We start from the raw sequence: 17,349 nt of genomic DNA on the forward strand, positions 1-17,349 counted from the left end.
TAGAGCAAAATTAACAAAGGTTTATAAAATGGAAGTTAAAACAACTGATGATTTTTCTGATCTTGTATTGCCTGAGGGAAAAGGCAGTACTGGAATTGTTGCTTATTTAAAGATTATATTTATCCCTGCTATATTGTATATTTTAGTACTTTTAGGATATTTTGGAAAGATTGATTTTAAAGTAGAATTACATAGTGTTGTAATGATAGGGATTATCTTTTTGGTAGCTTTGATCTTTGCTAGACATAGTGCTGATTATGCTTCAAGTATTTTTGAGCAACAAAAAGATGAATTTAAGCTTATATTAAAACGCTATATTATGAAGCATTTTTTAGTTATAGGTAAAGAAACAAAGTCAAACGCTAGTTTTGATGATTTTGCTTATGCTTATGTGAAAGATTTGAGAAATGAAAATTTTGCTTCTGTAGGTGCAGCTATTTTTCCTATGCTCGGTATTTTGGGGACTTTTATAAGTATAGCAATGTCTATGCCAAATTTTAATTCAAGTGACACAGCAGGTTTAGAACAAGAAATTTCAGTTTTATTAAATGGAGTAGGAACAGCCTTTTATGTATCAATTTATGGAATTTTCTTAGCACTTTGGTGGATATTTTTTGAAAAATACGGCAGCAGTAAATTTCAAAAACTTCTTAATCGTCAAAAAAATGCAACAAGCGATTTTTTCTGGTCTAAAGAAGAAATTGATAGAAAATATCTTCAAGAAAGTTTGCAACATTTTGAAAAAATAGGCACGATTTTTGAGCATGTGAGCAATGAGGAATTTTTTAAAGAATTAGATAATACAATAGATAGAAAATTCAAAGTTTTTCAAGAGCTTGTAAATGCTGAGGAAAAAGCTGTAAGATTAAGCAGTGAGCATGTAAAACAAACTATGAGTGATTTGTCTAAAACCCAAAGAGAGCAAAAAGATATAGTTAAAACTTACAGCGAGATTGCAAATGCGGTAAATATGCTAAATTCGAACATAAAAGATTTAACTTTAAGAATTTCAGAGCAATACAACAGACTTTTGGATGTGAGTTCTGATAAGATTGTGCATTTAGATAAAAGCGTGAGTGCTTTAGATGAAAAGGTGAATAATTTTTCAAATAATATTGAAAAATATCAAAATCTTATGCTTGATAATCAAACTAAACTTTTTGAGGGCTTTAAGGCAAGTATTATAGAGGGTATGCATACTTTTAAAGAAGCCTATGAAGATGAAAAAAATATCGATGAAAAAATTTCACTAATGCAAGAATTTAAAGAAGAAAGCAAAGAATTAGATGAGCAAACCACACAAGTTATTGCAAAGCTTGAAAATCAAAAAGAAGATGAAAAATAGATGATAAAAAATAATTCTAACAATGAAGAAAATAATTTTTGGATAGCTTATGCAGATTTAATGGCGGGCTTGCTTTTTATATTTATTTTGCTTATTGGAGCTATAGTTGTTAAGTATGTTTTAACTCAAAGTGATTTACAAATCATAAAAGAAAATCTACAAAAACAAGAAGAGCGCTTAAGAGAGAACAAAGAAGAATTAAACCAAAAAGAAGATATTTTAAAAAATCTTAGCCAAAAATTAAATAATACTTCAAGCACGCTTGATGATGTTAATAAGCAAAAACAGGCTTTAGAGGCTAATATTACCAAACTCAATCAAGATTTAAATTTAAGTTTGGATGAAAAAGATCAACAAATTTTTGCTTTGCTTGAGAGATTAAACAAAAAAGATGAAGAAATCAAAGAATTAGAGCGTAATTTTGATGAGGCAAAAAGTAAAATCAAAGAATTAGGTTTAATCAAAGAAAATACCATTAAAAATCTTCAAGCAAAATTTGATACTAATATTACTTTAGATTCTAATACAGGGGCGATAGTTTTACCTTCTGAAGTGCTTTTTGATACAAATTCTTTTACGCTAAAAGCACATGCAAAAGAAAATTTGAAAGCGATTTTAACGCAGTATTTTGACAATATTTTAAAAGATGAAAATATCTTAAATAGCATAGAAAATATAGTCATAGAAGGTCATACAGATAGCGCAGGCTCTTATATATATAATCTTGATTTATCACAAAAAAGAGCTTATGCTGTGATGAGTTTTATACACTCATTTTATAAAGATCCAAGATTGCAAAAACTTTTAATGGCAAGCGGTAGGTCTTATTCTGATGTAGTTATGAAAGATGGTAAAGAAGATAAAGAAGCAAGCCGTAGAATAGAGATTAAGTTTAATATCAATACAAATAATGCTTTAGAAAAGGTTGAAAAATACCTTGATAGCAAGTAGAATTGATATTTTAAAATACAAAAATTTTGAATTTTTACTCAAAAGAGATGATTTACTAGGTTACATCAATGGGAATAAGGCTAGAAAACTAGCCTTTTTTGAAAAAAACAAACATTTATTTAAAAAAGGACAAAGATTTATTTCTTTTGGTTCTTCTCAAAGTAATGCTTTAGTTGCTTTAGCTAAGTTTTGTTACGAAAATGATTTTTCACTTATTTTTGTTTGTGAAAAAATGAGTTCTTTTTTAAAAGAAAGTCCCCATGGAAATTTAGAATTTGCATTAAAACACAATGTGGAGTTGATAGAAAATACAAACTATCCTACAAGAAGATTACAAGCTTTAGCCTTAAAAAAAGATGATGATATTTTTATAGAAGAGGGTGTGGCTATAAAAGAAGCTGAATTTGGATACCAACAACTGGCTTTAGAGCTTAGTGAACAGTTGAATGAAAATGTAAGTATTTTTCTACCTTCAGGTACAGGAACTTCTGCGGCTTTTTTGGCTAAACATAGTAAATTTAAAGTTTTTACATGTGCTTGCGTAGGCGATAGTGCGTATTTAAAAGAGCAAATTTTAAGCTTAGAGTCAAATTATGATTTTAATAATTTAACCATACTAAATCCACCTAAAAAATATCATTTTGCTAAGCCTTATTTGGAATTTTATGATCTTTATCAAGATCTAAAAAAAGAATGTAGAGTGGAGTTTGATTTGCTTTATGATATGGTGGGTTTTAAAACTTTATTAGCTCATAAAGAGCAATTTGGTGGAAAAATCTTATATATCCATCAAGGAGGCCTTGAAGGAAATATAAGCATGCTAAAGCGTTATGAGTATAAATTAAAAAATTCCAAAATAAAAAATCACTAAGATAATCAAAGGTATGATAAACTTAACATAGTAATACCATAGTTTAAAAATACTTCCTTTTAGAGTATTTTGATTAGAAAGTTCATAAATAGCATCTTTTTTAAGCACCCAACCTACATAAATACAACAAAAAAATGCGGTTAAAACAAAGAATATATTTCCACTAATAAAATCAAAGCTATCAAAAATATTTTTTCCTTTGATGATGGTAATATCTCTTAAAGGACCATAAGTAAGTATGCATGGTAAATTTCCCAAGACAAAAATACTTCCAAGTGTTAGATTAATAGCAGTATTTTTAGCTAGTTTAAATTTTTCTTCCAAAACACTGATGATTACTTGATAAATTGGCAAGCTTGTGGTAAGTGCAGCGATGATTAAAAGTAAAAAGAAAAACACGCAAATTATACTTCCAAAAGGTATATGTGAAAACGCAACAGGTAAGGTTTTAAAAACCAAAGATGGCCCACTATCAGGGGTTAAACCTACGCTAAATAAAGCTGGAAAAATCATAAAACCAGCAAGCACTGCTATGAGGGTATTTAAAATTCCTGTATAAACAGAAGTTTTGATTAAATTCTCATTTTTCTTAAGGTGAGATGATAAGGTTATCATTACACCAAAGCCTAAAGATAGGGCAAAAAATACTTGTCCTAAAACATCTATAAACAATTTAGGAGTGATTTTGGAAAGATCAGGAGTAAGGTAAAATTTCACACCCTCGCTTGCTCCTTCAAGAGTTAAATTACGCGCAACAACAACCAAAAGGCAGATAAATAAAAACGGCATAAGGTATTTTACTGACTTTTCTATGCCATCAATCACACCTTTTTTTAAGATAATCCAGTTAATTATCACAAATATAGTAGTAAAAATTCCTATTAATAAAGGATTATTTTCTATAGTTGAGCTATAAAATTCGCTTGTATATTGAGCATTAATGGGACTTGAAAGATTAAAATCGCCTATGATGATTTTAAAAATATAAGCCAAAACCCATCCACCTATTACCATATAATAAGCCATGATTCCAAAACTACCTAAAAGACCCATGTAGCCAACACCTTGCCAAGAATTGGATATTTTAACCCCATCACTTGTTTTTCCGCCAAAAGCATCGACTGAATTTAGCATTCTGCGTCTTCCTATAACATTTTCAACCAAAATCACAGGAATTCCTATAAAAATCATAGCTATACAAAAGGCTAAAACATAAGCACCGCCTCCATTTTCACCTACTAAGTATGGAAAACGCCAAGTGGCTCCAAAACCAATAGTCGCTCCTGCTACTGTAAGGATATAAGTTAGCGTATTGCTCCAAGTTTGTCTTTGCATACTTTTTCCTTGCTAAATTTAAATAAAAAATATTTTAAGATAAAAAATAATACCATTATGCCAAATTTTTATTTATTTTTTTATCAAATTAAAGGAAAATCCATGCAAAAAAAGAAAATTTTGTTTTTAGGTGCAGGATATGCTACTTTATCGGCTATAAAAGCCTTATCTGATGAGTTTTTTGAAAAAGCACAAGTGAGTTTAATTAATAACAATTCTTATCATTATCATACTATTTTACTACACAAAGTAGCTTCCAATGAAGATATTTATAGTTCAAAATATGATCTTTTGCCTTTGTTAAATCCAAAAATTAACTTTATCCAAGATGAAGTTTTAAAAATTTCTAAAGACAAAGTTTTTACTAAAAATAATGAATTTGACTTTGATATTTTAGTATGTGGGCTTGGTTTTGCTAAAGAAACTTTTGGTATTAAAGGTATGCAAGAATATGCTTTGAGTATAGACAATTATGAAAATGCTTTAAAAATTAATGAAATAATATATGAGAAAATAAAAAATTATAAAACCACCCAAAATGAAGATGATTTAAAAATTACAGTTTGTGGTGGGGGCTTAAGTGGGGTTGAATTTATAGCTTCTTTAGCTAAAGAGCTTAAATTCTTTTGCCAAAAAGAGCAAATTGCTTATGAGAAATTAGAGCTTTCTATTATCGAAGCTATGGATCAAATTTTACCTATGTTTGATAAAAGTTTGGCTTTAAAAGCAAAGCAAAGACTAGAAGCGCTTGGTGTAAAAGTATATGAAAAATCTAAAATCATAGAATGTGAAAAAAATGGTATAAGACTTGATGGGGGAGAATTTGTTAAAGCTAATACTATCATTTGGACTGCAGGGGTTAGGGGTAATAGCGTTATAGAAAATAGCTCTGATTTTCCAAGTGCAAGATCGCGTATAGAAGTAGATGCTTTCATGCATCCTTTAAATGTTGAAAATCCATCAAAATACTTTTTTATAGGTGATAATAGTTTATTTAAAAATCCTAAAACCAACACTCCTTATCCTCCAACAGCCCAGCTTGCATTAAGAGAAGGAGCTTATGTAGCCAAAGCTTTAATGACTATGATTGGTGAGAAAGAATTTAAGCAAGAATTTTCTTTTATAAGTGGAAATACCGTTTGTTCAATCGGAAATGATTATGCAGTTGGCACAGTTTTGCATAAGCCAATTAGTGGTTTTTTGGCAATAAAACTTAAAATTTTTATAGAAAAACTATGGCAGTATCAGCTTATAGGGATAAAAGGATTTTTTAAATAAACATATAAGAATCATCATAAGTGTGATTTAATCTAGCCTGAATACTCTCTTTCCATCCTTTTGCTAGGGTGGAAATTTTTTCTAATTTTTCTAAAGAATTTGAATTTTTAAAAGGATTAAAAAATAATTGATTTAACTCCATAATGCTTAAATTAGTTTCATCTTTTTGTAAGATTTTGATTTTGTCATTTTTGTTTATTATGCCTTCTTTTAAGACTCTATAATACCATCCAGTTCTTCCACTTTTGAAAATTTCTTGAGTGAAATTTAAGTGATTGTGTATGCTAGAAATTTTAAAACAAGGCTTGCGCGGTTGACTTACTTGCAAAATACAAGTACCTATCTCATGTATATCTCCACAACAAACATTATATTCGTTTAAACCATCAATACTTAAGTTCTCTCCCATTTCTCCAAAATTTAAGTATTTATTTAAATAATTATTCCATAAAGTATAGTTTTGCACACTATTTGCAAAAACAACTTTTTCTAAATTTCCATGATGAATTTTATCAGCTATTTCATTATCAAGAATATAATCTGTATAAATTTGCAAAGAATTTAAATAAATATCCTTGATAAATGCTGAGTGAAATTTATTATAGTTTTTGATTTTGCCAATTTGCAAAGATTTAATAGAACTCATCAAGGAACTTTACTTAAAAAATCATTTGCATCTACATAGCCTATAATACGTCCTTTTTCCTCACCTTTGTTAAAAAATATCATTACAGGAGGCCCAAAAACTCCAAATTCTTTCATAAGAGCTAAATCTTCTTGACTATTATGTGTTACATCTGCTTTTAAAAGCGTGTAATTAGCAAGCAAATTTTGTACTTTCGTATCTGTAAAAGTATATTCTTCTAAAAGTTTGCAGTTTTCACACCAAGTAGCTGTAAATTCAAGCATAACCGGTTTGGTAGAATTTTGCAATTCTTGCTTAAGTTCTTTTAAGTTTTTAATGGTTTTAAAACTTAAACTAGAGCTATTTTCTTTTGAAGCAAGGTTAAACTCAAGAGGTTTTAGTAAGCTTTTTGAACCTATTGAGCCGCCTAAAATTAGACTTAAACTATAAGCTAAAATTAAAATCATACTTGCTTTTTTAAATTTATCAAAATTAGTATTTGCTTCATCAAATAGCCCCATAAAGCTAGCAAAAAATACCCCTATAATCCCATAAAGCATTAAAATGATATTTGCGCTAAGTATTCTTTCTAGCATCCAAACTGCCATGATGAGCATGATAAAACCAAAAAAAATCTTTATCTTAAGCATCCAAGCTCCGCTTTTTAAAAAACTTCCTCCAAGTCCTATTAAAAGTAAAGGCATGCCCATACCAAAACTCATCACAAATAAAGAAAGTCCTCCTAAAAATACATCGCCACTATTAGTAATGTAAAGCAAAGCCCCTGCTAAAGGTGCAGCCACGCAAGGTCCTACAATAAGAGCTGATAAAAAGCCCATGATAGCTATACCAAAAACCCCGTTTTTGCCTTCTATTTTTTTATTAATAAAATTTTGAAATTTAAGTGGTAGTTGTAATTCATAAAGGCCAAACATAGAAAGTGAGAGCAATACAAAAATACCTGCAAAAGCAATAATAATCCAAGGTTGTTGTAATAAACCTTGTACATTAGCTCCTGCAAGACCTACTAAAGCACCTGCTATAGCATAAGCTAAAGACATAAAAAAGACATAGATAAAAGATAAATAAAAGCTATATTTTTTAGATGGTTTATCTTTGAGCTTCATTGCGATTAATGAAGAAAGAATAGGTATCATTGGTAAAATACAAGGAGTAAGTGCTAATAACAAGCCATAACCAAAAAAAGTTAAAAGCGTGATAAATATATTTTGTGTGCTTAAATCATTAGCAATTTGCTCATCTTCATTTTGCTTTTTAAATTGATCTTTAGCGGATTTTATAGTATAAAATCCATTTTGTTTATTAAGTTCATAATTTACATATACAGGACGATAGCATAAACCTTCTTCTGAGCAACCCTGATAAGCTAAGGAAAGTTTTGCTTTGTTATTTTTAACAAAATCATCTAATAATAATTGAGGTATAAAAAGTTCAAGTTGACTAAAGATTACCTCTTTGTTTTCTCTAGTTTGAGTTTGTGGGAAATTTAATAAAGAAGTAATGTCATTTGAATCTAATTCTACTTTGATTTGATCTTTGTAAAGATAAATTCTGTCTGCAAGATTGATTTTTAAAAAAATTCCTTGATTGTTGCTGTGAGTATTGAGTTTAAAAGCTTCATTGAGTGATAATACTCCATTATTAGCAAAAGCTAAATTTAAAAAAATAAAAAATACCGCTAAAAAACGCATTTTTCTCCTTGAAACTATAAGTTAAATTTGTTTTATTTTACTTATTTGTGGTAAATTTAAGTTAATAATTATCCTAAATTAAGGAGTTTGTTATAAACTAAAATTCCAATTTTTAACAATCTTAATATTTAGTGAAATTTAGCTGCTATTTGCTATATTTGAAATCATAATAAAGGAAATTTTTGAATAGTATTTTTTTAGTACACAATAAATTTAACGAGCATAAAAAAATTACTTTAAAAGTATATATGGTTAATGCTTTTTTGTTGGTTTTTTTATTGTTTTTATTTTTTTATTTATCTTTTTTAAGCGCTAGTTATAATTTTGATTTTGGGGCAATTTATGAATATAAAGACAAAATGATACAGGGTTTTTTTACGAGTTTTTTTATTAGTGTTTTGTCTTTGATTGTAGGTGTGATTTTTGCTTTGATTTTATGCTATATGAGTCTTTGTAAAATTGTGCTTTTTAATATGTTTGCAAGAGTTTTTATAGAGCTTGTTAGAGGCACACCTTTGCTAGTGCAAATTTTATTGATTTATTATATTTTTGCGGATAATTTAGGGCTTGATAATCGTTATGTTTGTGGAGTTTTGATTTTAGCTTTATTTGCTAGTGCTTATATTTGTGAGATATTTAGAGCAGGGATTTTAAGTGTTGATAAAATGCAATATGAAAGTGCTAAAGCTTTGGGTTTGAGTGAGTTTGAAATTTATAAAAGCGTGATTTTTCCTCAAGCTTTAAAAAATATCTTAGCACCACTAAGCGGACAGCTTAGTAATTTAATTAAAGATAGTTCTCTTTTAAGCGTTATAGCCATTTCAGAATTAACTCAAAATGCTCAAGAAATCAATGCTTTTACCTTTTCTACTTTAGAAATTTACATTCCTTTGGCACTTTGTTATTTGGTTTTAACTTTACCTATTTCTATGTTTTCAAGAAAGCTTGAAAAGAGTTTTTCTTAAAAGAAAAACTCAAGCTTTTGTTCTTTGAAAATTTCTTGCATATCTTTGAGGTATTTTTGACTTAGTTTATCAAAAAGACCATTTTCTTTAGATTTTAAAATAAAATCATTGAGTTCTTCTTTTAATTTGGTATTATTTTTATTTAAAGCTATGGCCCATTGCTCAGGTGTTTTTTCAAAAGGGGTAAAAATAGCTTTTGTTTGCTCAGGATGTTTTTTCCATGCTTTATAAATGCTCATTTGATCATAAATAAAAGCATCAGCTTTTGCTTGAATAACTTCTAAAATAGCTGCATTTTCTTTATCAAATACTAGGATTTTTGCGTTTTTAAGATTTTTTTGAGCATATAAATGCGCACTTGAACCTCTTTTTAAGGCAAGGATTTTTCCTTTTTGATTTAAATCTTCTATGGAATTAATATTTGATTTTTTAACACTTAATATCGCTAAATTTGCCTTGGCATAAGGCAAGGTAAAATCTATTACTTTTTTTCTTTGATCACTTATACTCATAGAAGACATGATTAGATCTATTTTTTGGGTTCTTAAAGCAGGTATGAGTCCATCCCAAGCTATGTTTTGGATTTTTAAATCATAGTTTTTTTCTTTGGCAAAGGCATGTAAAAACTCTACACTAATACCACTTGGATTACCTTTGGTATCACTCATTTCAAAAGGAGGGTAGGCTAACTCCATACCTACGATTAATTCTTTTGCATGAAGTGTAAAAAACAAGCTTAGTAAAAAAAGTATTTTTTTCATTTTTTAACTCCAAATTTAACCAAAGCTTTCTCATAATCTTCTTTTGTATCTATACCTATGCTTTGACTTTGTATTTTTAACATTTTGATTTTTTTGCCATTTTCTAAGGCTCTTAATTGCTCTAATTTTTCACATTCTTCCAAAGCTGAATTTTTCAAAGTACAAAATTCTTGTAAATTTTTAACCCTGTATGCATAAATTCCAAGGTGGGCTTTAAAATTTTGTTTATAATTTGCCCTTTCATAAGGAATTTTAGATCTTGAAAAATATAAAGCATAATCATTACTATCAGTAACTACTTTAACCAAATTTGGATCATCACAAGCTTTTGCATCTACTTCTTTGTAACAACTACTCATAAAACAAAGCTCATCTTCAAAAGCTTTTTGGCTAAATTCTTTAAAATCTTTAATATTTTGTGTTTCTATAAAAGGCTCATCAGCTTGGACATTAATGATTAGCTCATTTTCATTTAGTTTTAAAATTTGACAAGCTTCGTTGATTCTATCAGTGCCACTTTCGTGATTTTTACTTGTTAAAACTGCTTTTATATTGTGTTTTTGTGCTATTTTTAAAACCTCTGCATCATCAAGTGCCACGCACACTTCATCAACTTCTTGCATTTTTTTAGCTGTATAAATAAACATAGGTAAATTATCAATCTCACATAAAATTTTATTTTCAAAACGACTTGATTTTAATCTTGCTGGTATGATAATCATTGTTTTATCCATTCTATAATAGTTTGTTTTAGATTTTTGAGTTTGCAAACTTGATTTTGCTTTTGTACGCTTGTAAATAAGCTTGCGATATTTGGATGAATTTCTTGTTTAAATTCTTTTGCAAGTTCTTGCATGCAAGCTTGTTCATCTTGGCATTCTTTATTATAAATTGCTTGATACATACTCGGAGTAAATTTACTCCATTGTGCTGTGGAAGTAATAAGCGTAGTGGTGTTAGAATCAAGCATTTTAAAGCAAGTGCAAGTGTGAGGATCTAAAAGTCCTAAGTGGCTGTATTGTTTGATATATTGCATACACTCATTATCATTGCAAAAATCAGCTTCAAAGTCTTCTTGTAAAAGCTCTAGTTCTTTTTGGCTAAGCTCATAATATTTTTCATTCTTTAAAGCTTGCATAAGTTCTTTGGTGCGTTCATCTTTGAATTTATCAAAAAGCAATCTTTCTATATTTGATGATATGAGTATATCCATAGCAGGGGAAATAGTCTTTTGTAAGTTTTTGTTTCTTAAATCGTATTTACCTGTATTAAAAAACTCACTTAAGATATTGTTTGAATTGGAAGCAATTTTAATTTTACCTATATTTGCTCCCATTTTTTTAGCATAATAAGCCCCCAAAGCATCGCCAAAATTTCCACTCGGCACAATAATGTCTATTGTTTTATCGATTTTTAAACTAGCATAGTAATGATAGATGATTTGAAAAAGTATTCTTCCGAAATTAACTGAATTTGCAGCACTTAGACTTAACTTTTCTTCTTTTAAGGTGTTTTTAAAATCTTCATCATTTAAAAGTGTTTTTAGGGCATTTTGTGCATCATCAAAATTACCTTCAATGGCTATGGATTTTAAATTGCTTGCATTTGAGTGTGTCATTTGTAAAGCTTGAGTTTTACTTGTGCCTTCATTTGGGTAAATGCAAACTACTTTTATGCCTTTTTTATTTTCAAAGCTTTTTAGCGTAGCAGGTCCTGTATCGCCACTTGTAGCACATATGATTAAAAAATCATCATCTTTTTTTAAGTATTCCAAAAGCACGCCAAAAGGTTGCAATGCCATGTCTTTAAAAGCTCTTGTTGGCCCATGAAATAATTCATTAATATAAAGCTTATCATTAATTTTTCTTAAATGAACAGGGCAGGTTTTATCATCAAAACTCTCATAAATTTTCAAAGCTTTTTCAAAAACTTCAGGCTCTAAATCAAAATCAAAAGCTGCGATAATTTTTAAAGCTAATTCTTTGTAGTTTAAATTTTTTAAAGCTTCATTATCAAGCTTTGGTAGATTAAGTGGTGCATATAAAGCATTATTAGGTGCACTAGGGCTAAGTAAGGCCTTTGAAAAGCTTACTTGGTGATTTTTATCTTGGGTTGAGTGTAGTAACATTTTTTTCCTTATTGTTAAATTTATCAATATAATCTTGCAAAATTTGCTTAAAGCTGTCTTTTAAAATAATATCAAGATGAATTAATTCTGTTTTAAAGCCAAAATCTTTTACCTTGACATAGTCTTTAAAGGTTAGCATTAAGGTATCACAATTGTGTTTTTTTAAAAGTTTTTCTAATTCTTCTTTTTGAAAAGTGTAATGATCAGCAAAAAAATAACAAGCTCTAGCTTTAATAAAATGCTCATATAATCTAAAAGGCTTTGCAATAGAGCTTATTAAAATAGCTTTTTGGTTTTCTTTTACATGAGAATAACGCACAAAATCTTCATTTTCTTTAGCTATAAAATCAGCCCTTTTAGTAAAAGATTTTGGCAAACGATAAGCCCCGCTAGGTAGGGTAAAATCAAAAAAAGGCTCATCTTTACTTTGTAATAAAATATTAAGTTTTTTAATGTGAAATTTAGAAAAAGCATCGTCTAAAAGTATGATTTTTGCTCCAAGCTCGATAGCTTTTTGTATGCCTTTAACCCTATCTTCGCTTACTATCACTCCACTAATGTACTTTGTAAGTGCATATTCCATAGCTTCATCACCACTTTCTTTAATATCGCACAAAATTTCATCTTTATGCTTAACGATGATTAAGCCTTTGCTTTGTCTTTTATAGCCTCTTAAGATGATAAAACAATTTTCAAACTCAGCTGCTATAGCTTTACAAATAGGAGTTTTTCCATTGCCTCCTAGGGTTAGATTACCTATGCTTATAATGGGTAAATTAAAATCAAGTTCTTTTTTAAATTTAGTATTTAAAATCGCTATAATCATATATAAAAAGCTAAAAGGTAAAAGTAAAAAGGCTAGAGTTTTTTGCAAAAAATTAGGTTTAAAAAAATAGCGATCAAGCCAAGTCATATGTATTCTTTAATGTTGTTGGAGGTTTTCTTTTAAAGGCATTATTTTGCACACGCTCTAAGACTAAATTTTTTAAATTCTCATCAAAATTTTCCAAACTTTGATTGTTTTCTAAAGCTTTTAAAACTTCATCTAAAACTTCATATTTATAGCCAAGATCTTTTTCATCGCTTTGATTTGGCCAAAGATCAGCACTAGGGGCTTTTTGTATGAAATTTTCATGCACACCCATAAATTTAGCAAGCTCAAAAACTTCACTTTTATAAAGCGTAGCCAAAGGGTTAAAAGCACAAGCTAAATCCCCATAAATAGTTCCATAACCAAGCATAAGTTCGCTTTTATTAGAAGTGCCTACTACCAATGCATTGTGTAAAGCCGAATAATCATAAAGCAAACTCATACGCACTCTTGCAGCTAAATTTCCAAAGCGTAAAGGGTTTAAGTCTTGACAAATTTTTTCATAAGCACAAAGTACTTCATCAATATAAATAATCTTATGATGAATTTGCAAATCTTTACAAAGCATTAATGCATCATCTAAATTTTCTTTTTTAGAATGTTTTGTAGGCATTAAAAGCACAAAAAGTTTTTCACCTATTGCTTTTTTGCAAAGATGAGCTACTAAAGCTGAATCTATCCCACCACTTAAACCTAAGATGAGATTTTTATCCCCTGCTTGTTCTTTTATAAAATTGATCAATAATTCTTGTAATTTTGTATAATTCATAAAAAATCTTTAAATATTAATTTTTTAAAATTATATTTGATTTAGTTAAAAGGAAGTTTATATGCGTATTTTAAAACAACCATGCGGAATGTATGAAACAAATTGTTATATTATAGATCATAATAACAAGCAAATTATCATCGATCCAGGTGAAAATGCTTATGAGTTTATCAAAGAAAACGCAAGCAAACCTTTAGCTATTTTAAATACTCATGGTCATTATGATCATGTTTATGATAATGCTAAAGTTAAAAAGGTTTATGAAATTCCACTTTTTATCCATAAAGATGATGCTTTTATGCTAAAAGATCCTTTTAATTATGGTTTTGAACATTCAAATGCTGATGTGTTGATAGAAAATGAAAATGAATTTAGTATAGATGAGTTTAAGTTTAAATTTCATCATTTCCCAGGGCATACTCCAGGGTGTTGCATGATAGAACTTGTGGGTGAAGATGTGCTTTTTAGTGGAGATTTTTTATTTTACCGTAGTATTGGCAGATGGGACTTTCCTTACTCAGATGCAGCTAAGATGAAAGAGAGTTTATTGAAAGTTTTAGCTTATGAAAAAGATTTTAGATTACTTCCAGGGCATGGAGAAGAAAGCACTTTAAAAGAAGAACAAAAAGCAATTCCTGCTTGGTTAAGGTATTTTCACTAATGGATAAGGTTTTATATTTTTTAAGTTTTTTGCTGATTTTAAGTGCGGTTTTGAGTTTTTTTAAACCTAAAGAAACAAAAAAGAAATTTTTTCACAAATGCCCATGTTTTAGAGCGGTGGAAAATGGTTTAATGAGTAGAATTTGCATTTATGCAGGAAGTTTTGGTTTTATGTATTCTGTGCTTTATATTGGTTTTGGAGTGTATGATAAAAAGCTTTTTATGATTTTGTTTTTATCTTTTGCGATATGGTATTTTGCTTGGGTTTTAAAAAAAGAGTAAAAAACTATCATTAAAAATGTTAAAATACTTTTTTAATTATCAAAAAGGGTATCAAAATGAGAAAAAGCATAGCAGAATGGCAAAAACAAGAGCTACTTTTACTTTCCTTGCCTCATGAAAATAGCGATTGGAAGCCTTATTTAGAAGAGATTTTACAAAGCTATGAAGAATTTGTTAAAGCTGTGGCAAATTTTCAAAAAGTTTTACTTATAGCGCCAAGTGAAAAAGACTTTCAAAGATTTAAGCATATAAAAAACGTTGATTTTTTTAAGTGTGATACTAATGATACTTGGATTAGAGATTTTGGTGCAATTGATGTGCTTGAAGATGATAAAACTATAGGGCTTGATTTTACTTTTAATGCTTGGGGCGATAAATTTCAAAGCACTTTAGATAATGCGGTAAATTCAAAACTTTTTGCGCAAAAATTATCTGGAAAATTAGAAAAAATTGATTTTATCTTAGAAGGTGGGAGTATTGATTTTAATGGGCAAGGAGTAATGCTTACAACGAGTGCTTGTTTGTTAAATGAAAATAGAAATTCCCATTTAAATAAAGAGCAAATTGAAGCTAAGTTAAAAGAAATTTTTGGCTTAAAACAAATTGTATGGTTAAATCATGGTTATATAAAAGGTGATGATACTGATCATCATATAGATACTCTAGCAAGATTTATCAATGAAAAAACCATTGCTTATTGTGTGTGTAAAGATGAAAACGATGAGCATTATAAGCCCTTAAAAGCTATGGAGGGAGAACTTAAAAAAACAGGGTTTGATTTATTAGAACTTCCTTTGCCTAAGCCTTTGTATTTTGAAGGTAAAAGGCTTGGTGCTACTTATGCAAATTTTGTTTTTGTTAATGGTGGCTTGATAGTGCCAACTTATAATGATGAAAACGATGCTTTGGTATTAGAAAATTTACAAAAAGCATGCAAAGATAGAAAAGTAGTAGGGGTTGATGCAAGAGTGTTTTTAAGACAAAATGGTTCTTTGCATTGTTCTTGTCAAAACCGCTATGAAGGTCAAAGATGAATTTGCAAAAAAGCGCAACCATCATTGCAAGTGTATGTGCTATTTTTTTAGCTATTGTTAAATTTATAGTAGGTTTAGCTTCAGGTTCTGTTGCGGTGCTTTCTAGTGCGATTGATTCTTTACTTGATTGTGTGATTTCGGGTTTAAATTTTTTAGCTTTGAAAAAAAGCTCTCAAGGATCTAGTAAAGAATATAATTTTGGCCTTAGTAAAATTGAAGCTTTAATGGGGCTTTTTGAAGGTCTTGTTATTAGCGGGATTGGGGTTTATATTTTTTATGAGAGTGTTTTGAAAATTCACAATCAAGAAAGTGTAGAAAAACTTGATCTTGGAATTTTTATCATGGCCTTTGCCATGGCTGTAACTTTGTGTTTGGTGGTTTTTTTAAATTATGTTGCTAAAAAAACAAAAAGCTTGATTATAAAAGCTGATAGCTTGCACTATAAAATAGACTTTTTAACTAATGCTCTAACGCTTTTAGCACTTGTGATTATAGCTTTTACAAATTATCATTTTATTGATGGATTATTTGGTATAGCTATAAGTTTATATACGATTTTTTCAGCTTTTAAAATCATCAAAGAAAGTTCTAAAATTTTATTAGATGTGGCAATTGATAAAGAACAAGTTGAAGTGATTAAACAAATTATAAGTGCAAATAAAGAAGTCAAAAGCTTTCATCATTTAAAAACTAGAAAAAGCCCTGATATACTTTATGTTAGTGTGCATTTAGTTTTTGAACCTACAATATCACTTTTAAAAGCTCATAAAATCGGTGATGAGATTGAAGATAGTATAAGGGAGCATTTTAAAGATGATTTTTGGAATATCCATATACACTTAGACCCTTATGATGATTCAGAAGAAGAAAGGAGTAAAAATGAAATTAGCACTCATACAGCAAGAATTTAAACAAAATAAAGAAAAAACTATAGAAAAAACATGCGAACTTATCAAACAAGCAGCAAAAGAAAAGGCTGAGCTTGTATGCTTGCAAGAACTTCATCAAACGCAGTATTTTTGTCAAAGTGAAAATACAGATTTTTTTGATTTAGCAAATGACTATGAAGAAGATGTTAAGTTTTGGTCTAATGTAGCTAGGGAAAATAAAGTTGTTTTGGTAACTTCTTTATTTGAAAAAAGAAGCGCAGGGCTTTATCATAATACTAGTGTGGTATTTGAAAAAGATGGCTCCATAGCAGGCAAATACCGCAAAATGCACATACCTGATGATCCTTGTTTTTATGAAAAATTTTATTTTACTCCAGGTGATTTGGGTTTTGAACCTATACAAACAAGTGTTGGAAAACTTGGGGTTTTAATATGCTGGGATCAATGGTATCCTGAAGCTGCTAGGTTAATGGCTTTAAAAGGAGCACAAATTTTGATTTATCCTACTGCTATTGGTTGGTTTGATAAGGATGAAAAAGAAGAAAAACAAAGACAACTTGAAGCTTGGATGGGTGTGCAAAGAGGCCATGCTATAGCTAATGGCTTACCTGTAGTAGCTATTAATAGAGTGGGTTTTGAAAAAGATGAAAGCGGTGTGGAAGATGGCATAAGATTTTGGGGAAATTCTTTTGTCTTTGGGGCTCAAGGTGAAGAGCTTTTTAGAGCCGATGATAAACAAGAGCTTTGTAAAATCATTGAAATTGATATGCAAAGATGTGAAAATGTACGCAGATGGTGGCCATTTTTACGCGATAGACGCATAGAGTATTTTCATGAATTAAATAAAAGATTTATTGACTAAAAGGAGGAAA

At 29.3% G+C, this 17,349-nt stretch carries 18 protein-coding genes; 10 read left to right on the forward strand and 8 right to left on the reverse strand.

What is annotated here, in order from left to right; genetic code table 11:
• Nucleotides 1-28 precede the first annotated feature (28 nt).
• The 3 genes from L8X24_RS00920 to L8X24_RS00930 are packed head-to-tail and all read left to right on the forward strand — an operon-like array spanning nucleotide 29 to nucleotide 3,167.
• Nucleotides 29-1,345 carry a MotA/TolQ/ExbB proton channel family protein gene (locus L8X24_RS00920; protein WP_263663215.1) on the forward strand — a complete coding sequence of 439 codons (1,317 nt, stop codon included), beginning with the start codon at nucleotides 29-31 and terminating at the stop codon, nucleotides 1,343-1,345.
• Entirely contained in the window at nucleotides 1,346-2,296 is a 951-nt protein-coding gene (locus L8X24_RS00925; protein ID WP_263663216.1) for an OmpA family protein, read from the forward strand. It begins immediately after the preceding gene.
• Nucleotides 2,283-3,167 carry a 1-aminocyclopropane-1-carboxylate deaminase/D-cysteine desulfhydrase gene (locus tag L8X24_RS00930; protein WP_263663217.1) on the forward strand — a complete coding sequence of 295 codons (885 nt, stop codon included), beginning with the start codon at nucleotides 2,283-2,285 and terminating at the stop codon, nucleotides 3,165-3,167. Before L8X24_RS00925 ends, L8X24_RS00930 begins: the two co-directional genes overlap by 14 nt.
• Here the strand turns inward: L8X24_RS00930 and L8X24_RS00935 are convergent.
• Nucleotides 3,138-4,502 (reverse strand): sodium-dependent transporter, encoded by a 1,365-nt coding sequence (locus L8X24_RS00935; RefSeq protein WP_214126899.1) that lies wholly within the window; start codon nucleotides 4,500-4,502, stop codon nucleotides 3,138-3,140. The genes L8X24_RS00930 and L8X24_RS00935 overlap by 30 nt on opposite strands.
• 102 nt (nucleotides 4,503-4,604) lie before the next feature.
• On the opposite strand from L8X24_RS00935, the gene L8X24_RS00940 reads away from it, so the two are divergent.
• Nucleotides 4,605-5,780, forward strand: a complete 1,176-nt coding sequence (locus tag L8X24_RS00940; protein WP_263663218.1) for an NAD(P)/FAD-dependent oxidoreductase — start codon at nucleotides 4,605-4,607, stop codon at nucleotides 5,778-5,780.
• On the opposite strand, the gene L8X24_RS00945 is transcribed toward L8X24_RS00940, so the two are convergent.
• Together L8X24_RS00945 and dsbD are read right to left on the reverse strand one after the other, a co-directional pair.
• Complete coding sequence (locus L8X24_RS00945; RefSeq protein WP_263663220.1) at nucleotides 5,773-6,426, reverse strand: MOSC domain-containing protein; 654 nt, start codon at nucleotides 6,424-6,426, stop codon at nucleotides 5,773-5,775. The genes L8X24_RS00940 and L8X24_RS00945 overlap by 8 nt on opposite strands.
• Nucleotides 6,426-8,117: a protein-disulfide reductase DsbD gene (gene dsbD / locus L8X24_RS00950; protein ID WP_263663221.1), complete on the reverse strand. Its 1,692-nt coding sequence runs from the start codon at nucleotides 8,115-8,117 to the stop codon at nucleotides 6,426-6,428. Before dsbD ends, L8X24_RS00945 begins: the two co-directional genes overlap by 1 nt.
• Nucleotides 8,118-8,365: 248 nt before the next feature.
• On the opposite strand from dsbD, the gene L8X24_RS00955 reads away from it, so the two are divergent.
• Nucleotides 8,366-9,082, forward strand: a complete 717-nt coding sequence (locus L8X24_RS00955; protein WP_263657867.1) for an amino acid ABC transporter permease — start codon at nucleotides 8,366-8,368, stop codon at nucleotides 9,080-9,082.
• On the opposite strand, the gene L8X24_RS00960 is transcribed toward L8X24_RS00955, so the two are convergent.
• Genes L8X24_RS00960 through L8X24_RS00980 form a run of 5 tightly spaced genes read right to left on the reverse strand, consistent with a single transcriptional unit; the run spans nucleotide 9,079 to nucleotide 13,611 of the window.
• Nucleotides 9,079-9,843 carry a transporter substrate-binding domain-containing protein gene (locus L8X24_RS00960; protein WP_263663223.1) on the reverse strand — a complete coding sequence of 255 codons (765 nt, stop codon included), beginning with the start codon at nucleotides 9,841-9,843 and terminating at the stop codon, nucleotides 9,079-9,081. The genes L8X24_RS00955 and L8X24_RS00960 overlap by 4 nt on opposite strands.
• Complete coding sequence (gene kdsB / locus L8X24_RS00965) at nucleotides 9,840-10,565, reverse strand: 3-deoxy-manno-octulosonate cytidylyltransferase (RefSeq protein WP_263663224.1); 726 nt, start codon at nucleotides 10,563-10,565, stop codon at nucleotides 9,840-9,842. Before kdsB ends, L8X24_RS00960 begins: the two co-directional genes overlap by 4 nt.
• Complete coding sequence (gene thrC / locus L8X24_RS00970; RefSeq protein ID WP_263663225.1) at nucleotides 10,562-11,971, reverse strand: threonine synthase; 1,410 nt, start codon at nucleotides 11,969-11,971, stop codon at nucleotides 10,562-10,564. The genes kdsB and thrC overlap by 4 nt, the downstream gene beginning before the upstream one ends.
• Nucleotides 11,946-12,884, reverse strand: coding sequence for a tetraacyldisaccharide 4'-kinase (locus L8X24_RS00975; RefSeq protein WP_263663226.1), 939 nt, complete (start codon nucleotides 12,882-12,884; stop codon nucleotides 11,946-11,948). The genes thrC and L8X24_RS00975 overlap by 26 nt, the downstream gene beginning before the upstream one ends.
• Nucleotides 12,871-13,611 carry an NAD+ synthase gene (locus tag L8X24_RS00980; protein WP_263663227.1) on the reverse strand — a complete coding sequence of 247 codons (741 nt, stop codon included), beginning with the start codon at nucleotides 13,609-13,611 and terminating at the stop codon, nucleotides 12,871-12,873. Before L8X24_RS00980 ends, L8X24_RS00975 begins: the two co-directional genes overlap by 14 nt.
• Before the next feature lie 61 nt (nucleotides 13,612-13,672).
• On the opposite strand from L8X24_RS00980, the gene L8X24_RS00985 reads away from it, so the two are divergent.
• The 5 genes from L8X24_RS00985 to L8X24_RS01005 are packed head-to-tail and all read left to right on the forward strand — an operon-like array spanning nucleotide 13,673 to nucleotide 17,339.
• Nucleotides 13,673-14,272: an MBL fold metallo-hydrolase gene (locus tag L8X24_RS00985; RefSeq protein ID WP_263663228.1), complete on the forward strand. Its 600-nt coding sequence runs from the start codon at nucleotides 13,673-13,675 to the stop codon at nucleotides 14,270-14,272.
• Nucleotides 14,272-14,553: a hypothetical protein gene (locus L8X24_RS00990; RefSeq protein ID WP_263663229.1), complete on the forward strand. Its 282-nt coding sequence runs from the start codon at nucleotides 14,272-14,274 to the stop codon at nucleotides 14,551-14,553. Before L8X24_RS00985 ends, L8X24_RS00990 begins: the two co-directional genes overlap by 1 nt.
• 56 nt (nucleotides 14,554-14,609) lie before the next feature.
• Entirely contained in the window at nucleotides 14,610-15,587 is a 978-nt protein-coding gene (locus L8X24_RS00995) for an agmatine deiminase family protein (protein WP_263663230.1), read from the forward strand.
• Nucleotides 15,584-16,498, forward strand: coding sequence for a cation diffusion facilitator family transporter (locus L8X24_RS01000; protein WP_263663231.1), 915 nt, complete (start codon nucleotides 15,584-15,586; stop codon nucleotides 16,496-16,498). The genes L8X24_RS00995 and L8X24_RS01000 overlap by 4 nt, the downstream gene beginning before the upstream one ends.
• Nucleotides 16,467-17,339 (forward strand): N-carbamoylputrescine amidohydrolase, encoded by an 873-nt coding sequence (locus L8X24_RS01005; RefSeq protein ID WP_263663232.1) that lies wholly within the window; start codon nucleotides 16,467-16,469, stop codon nucleotides 17,337-17,339. The genes L8X24_RS01000 and L8X24_RS01005 overlap by 32 nt, the downstream gene beginning before the upstream one ends.
• The last annotated feature ends 10 nt before the right edge of the window (nucleotides 17,340-17,349 follow it).

The organism is Campylobacter sp. CNRCH_2015_0814 (assembly GCF_025772765.1).
GTDB lineage: Bacteria > Campylobacterota > Campylobacteria > Campylobacterales > Campylobacteraceae > Campylobacter_D.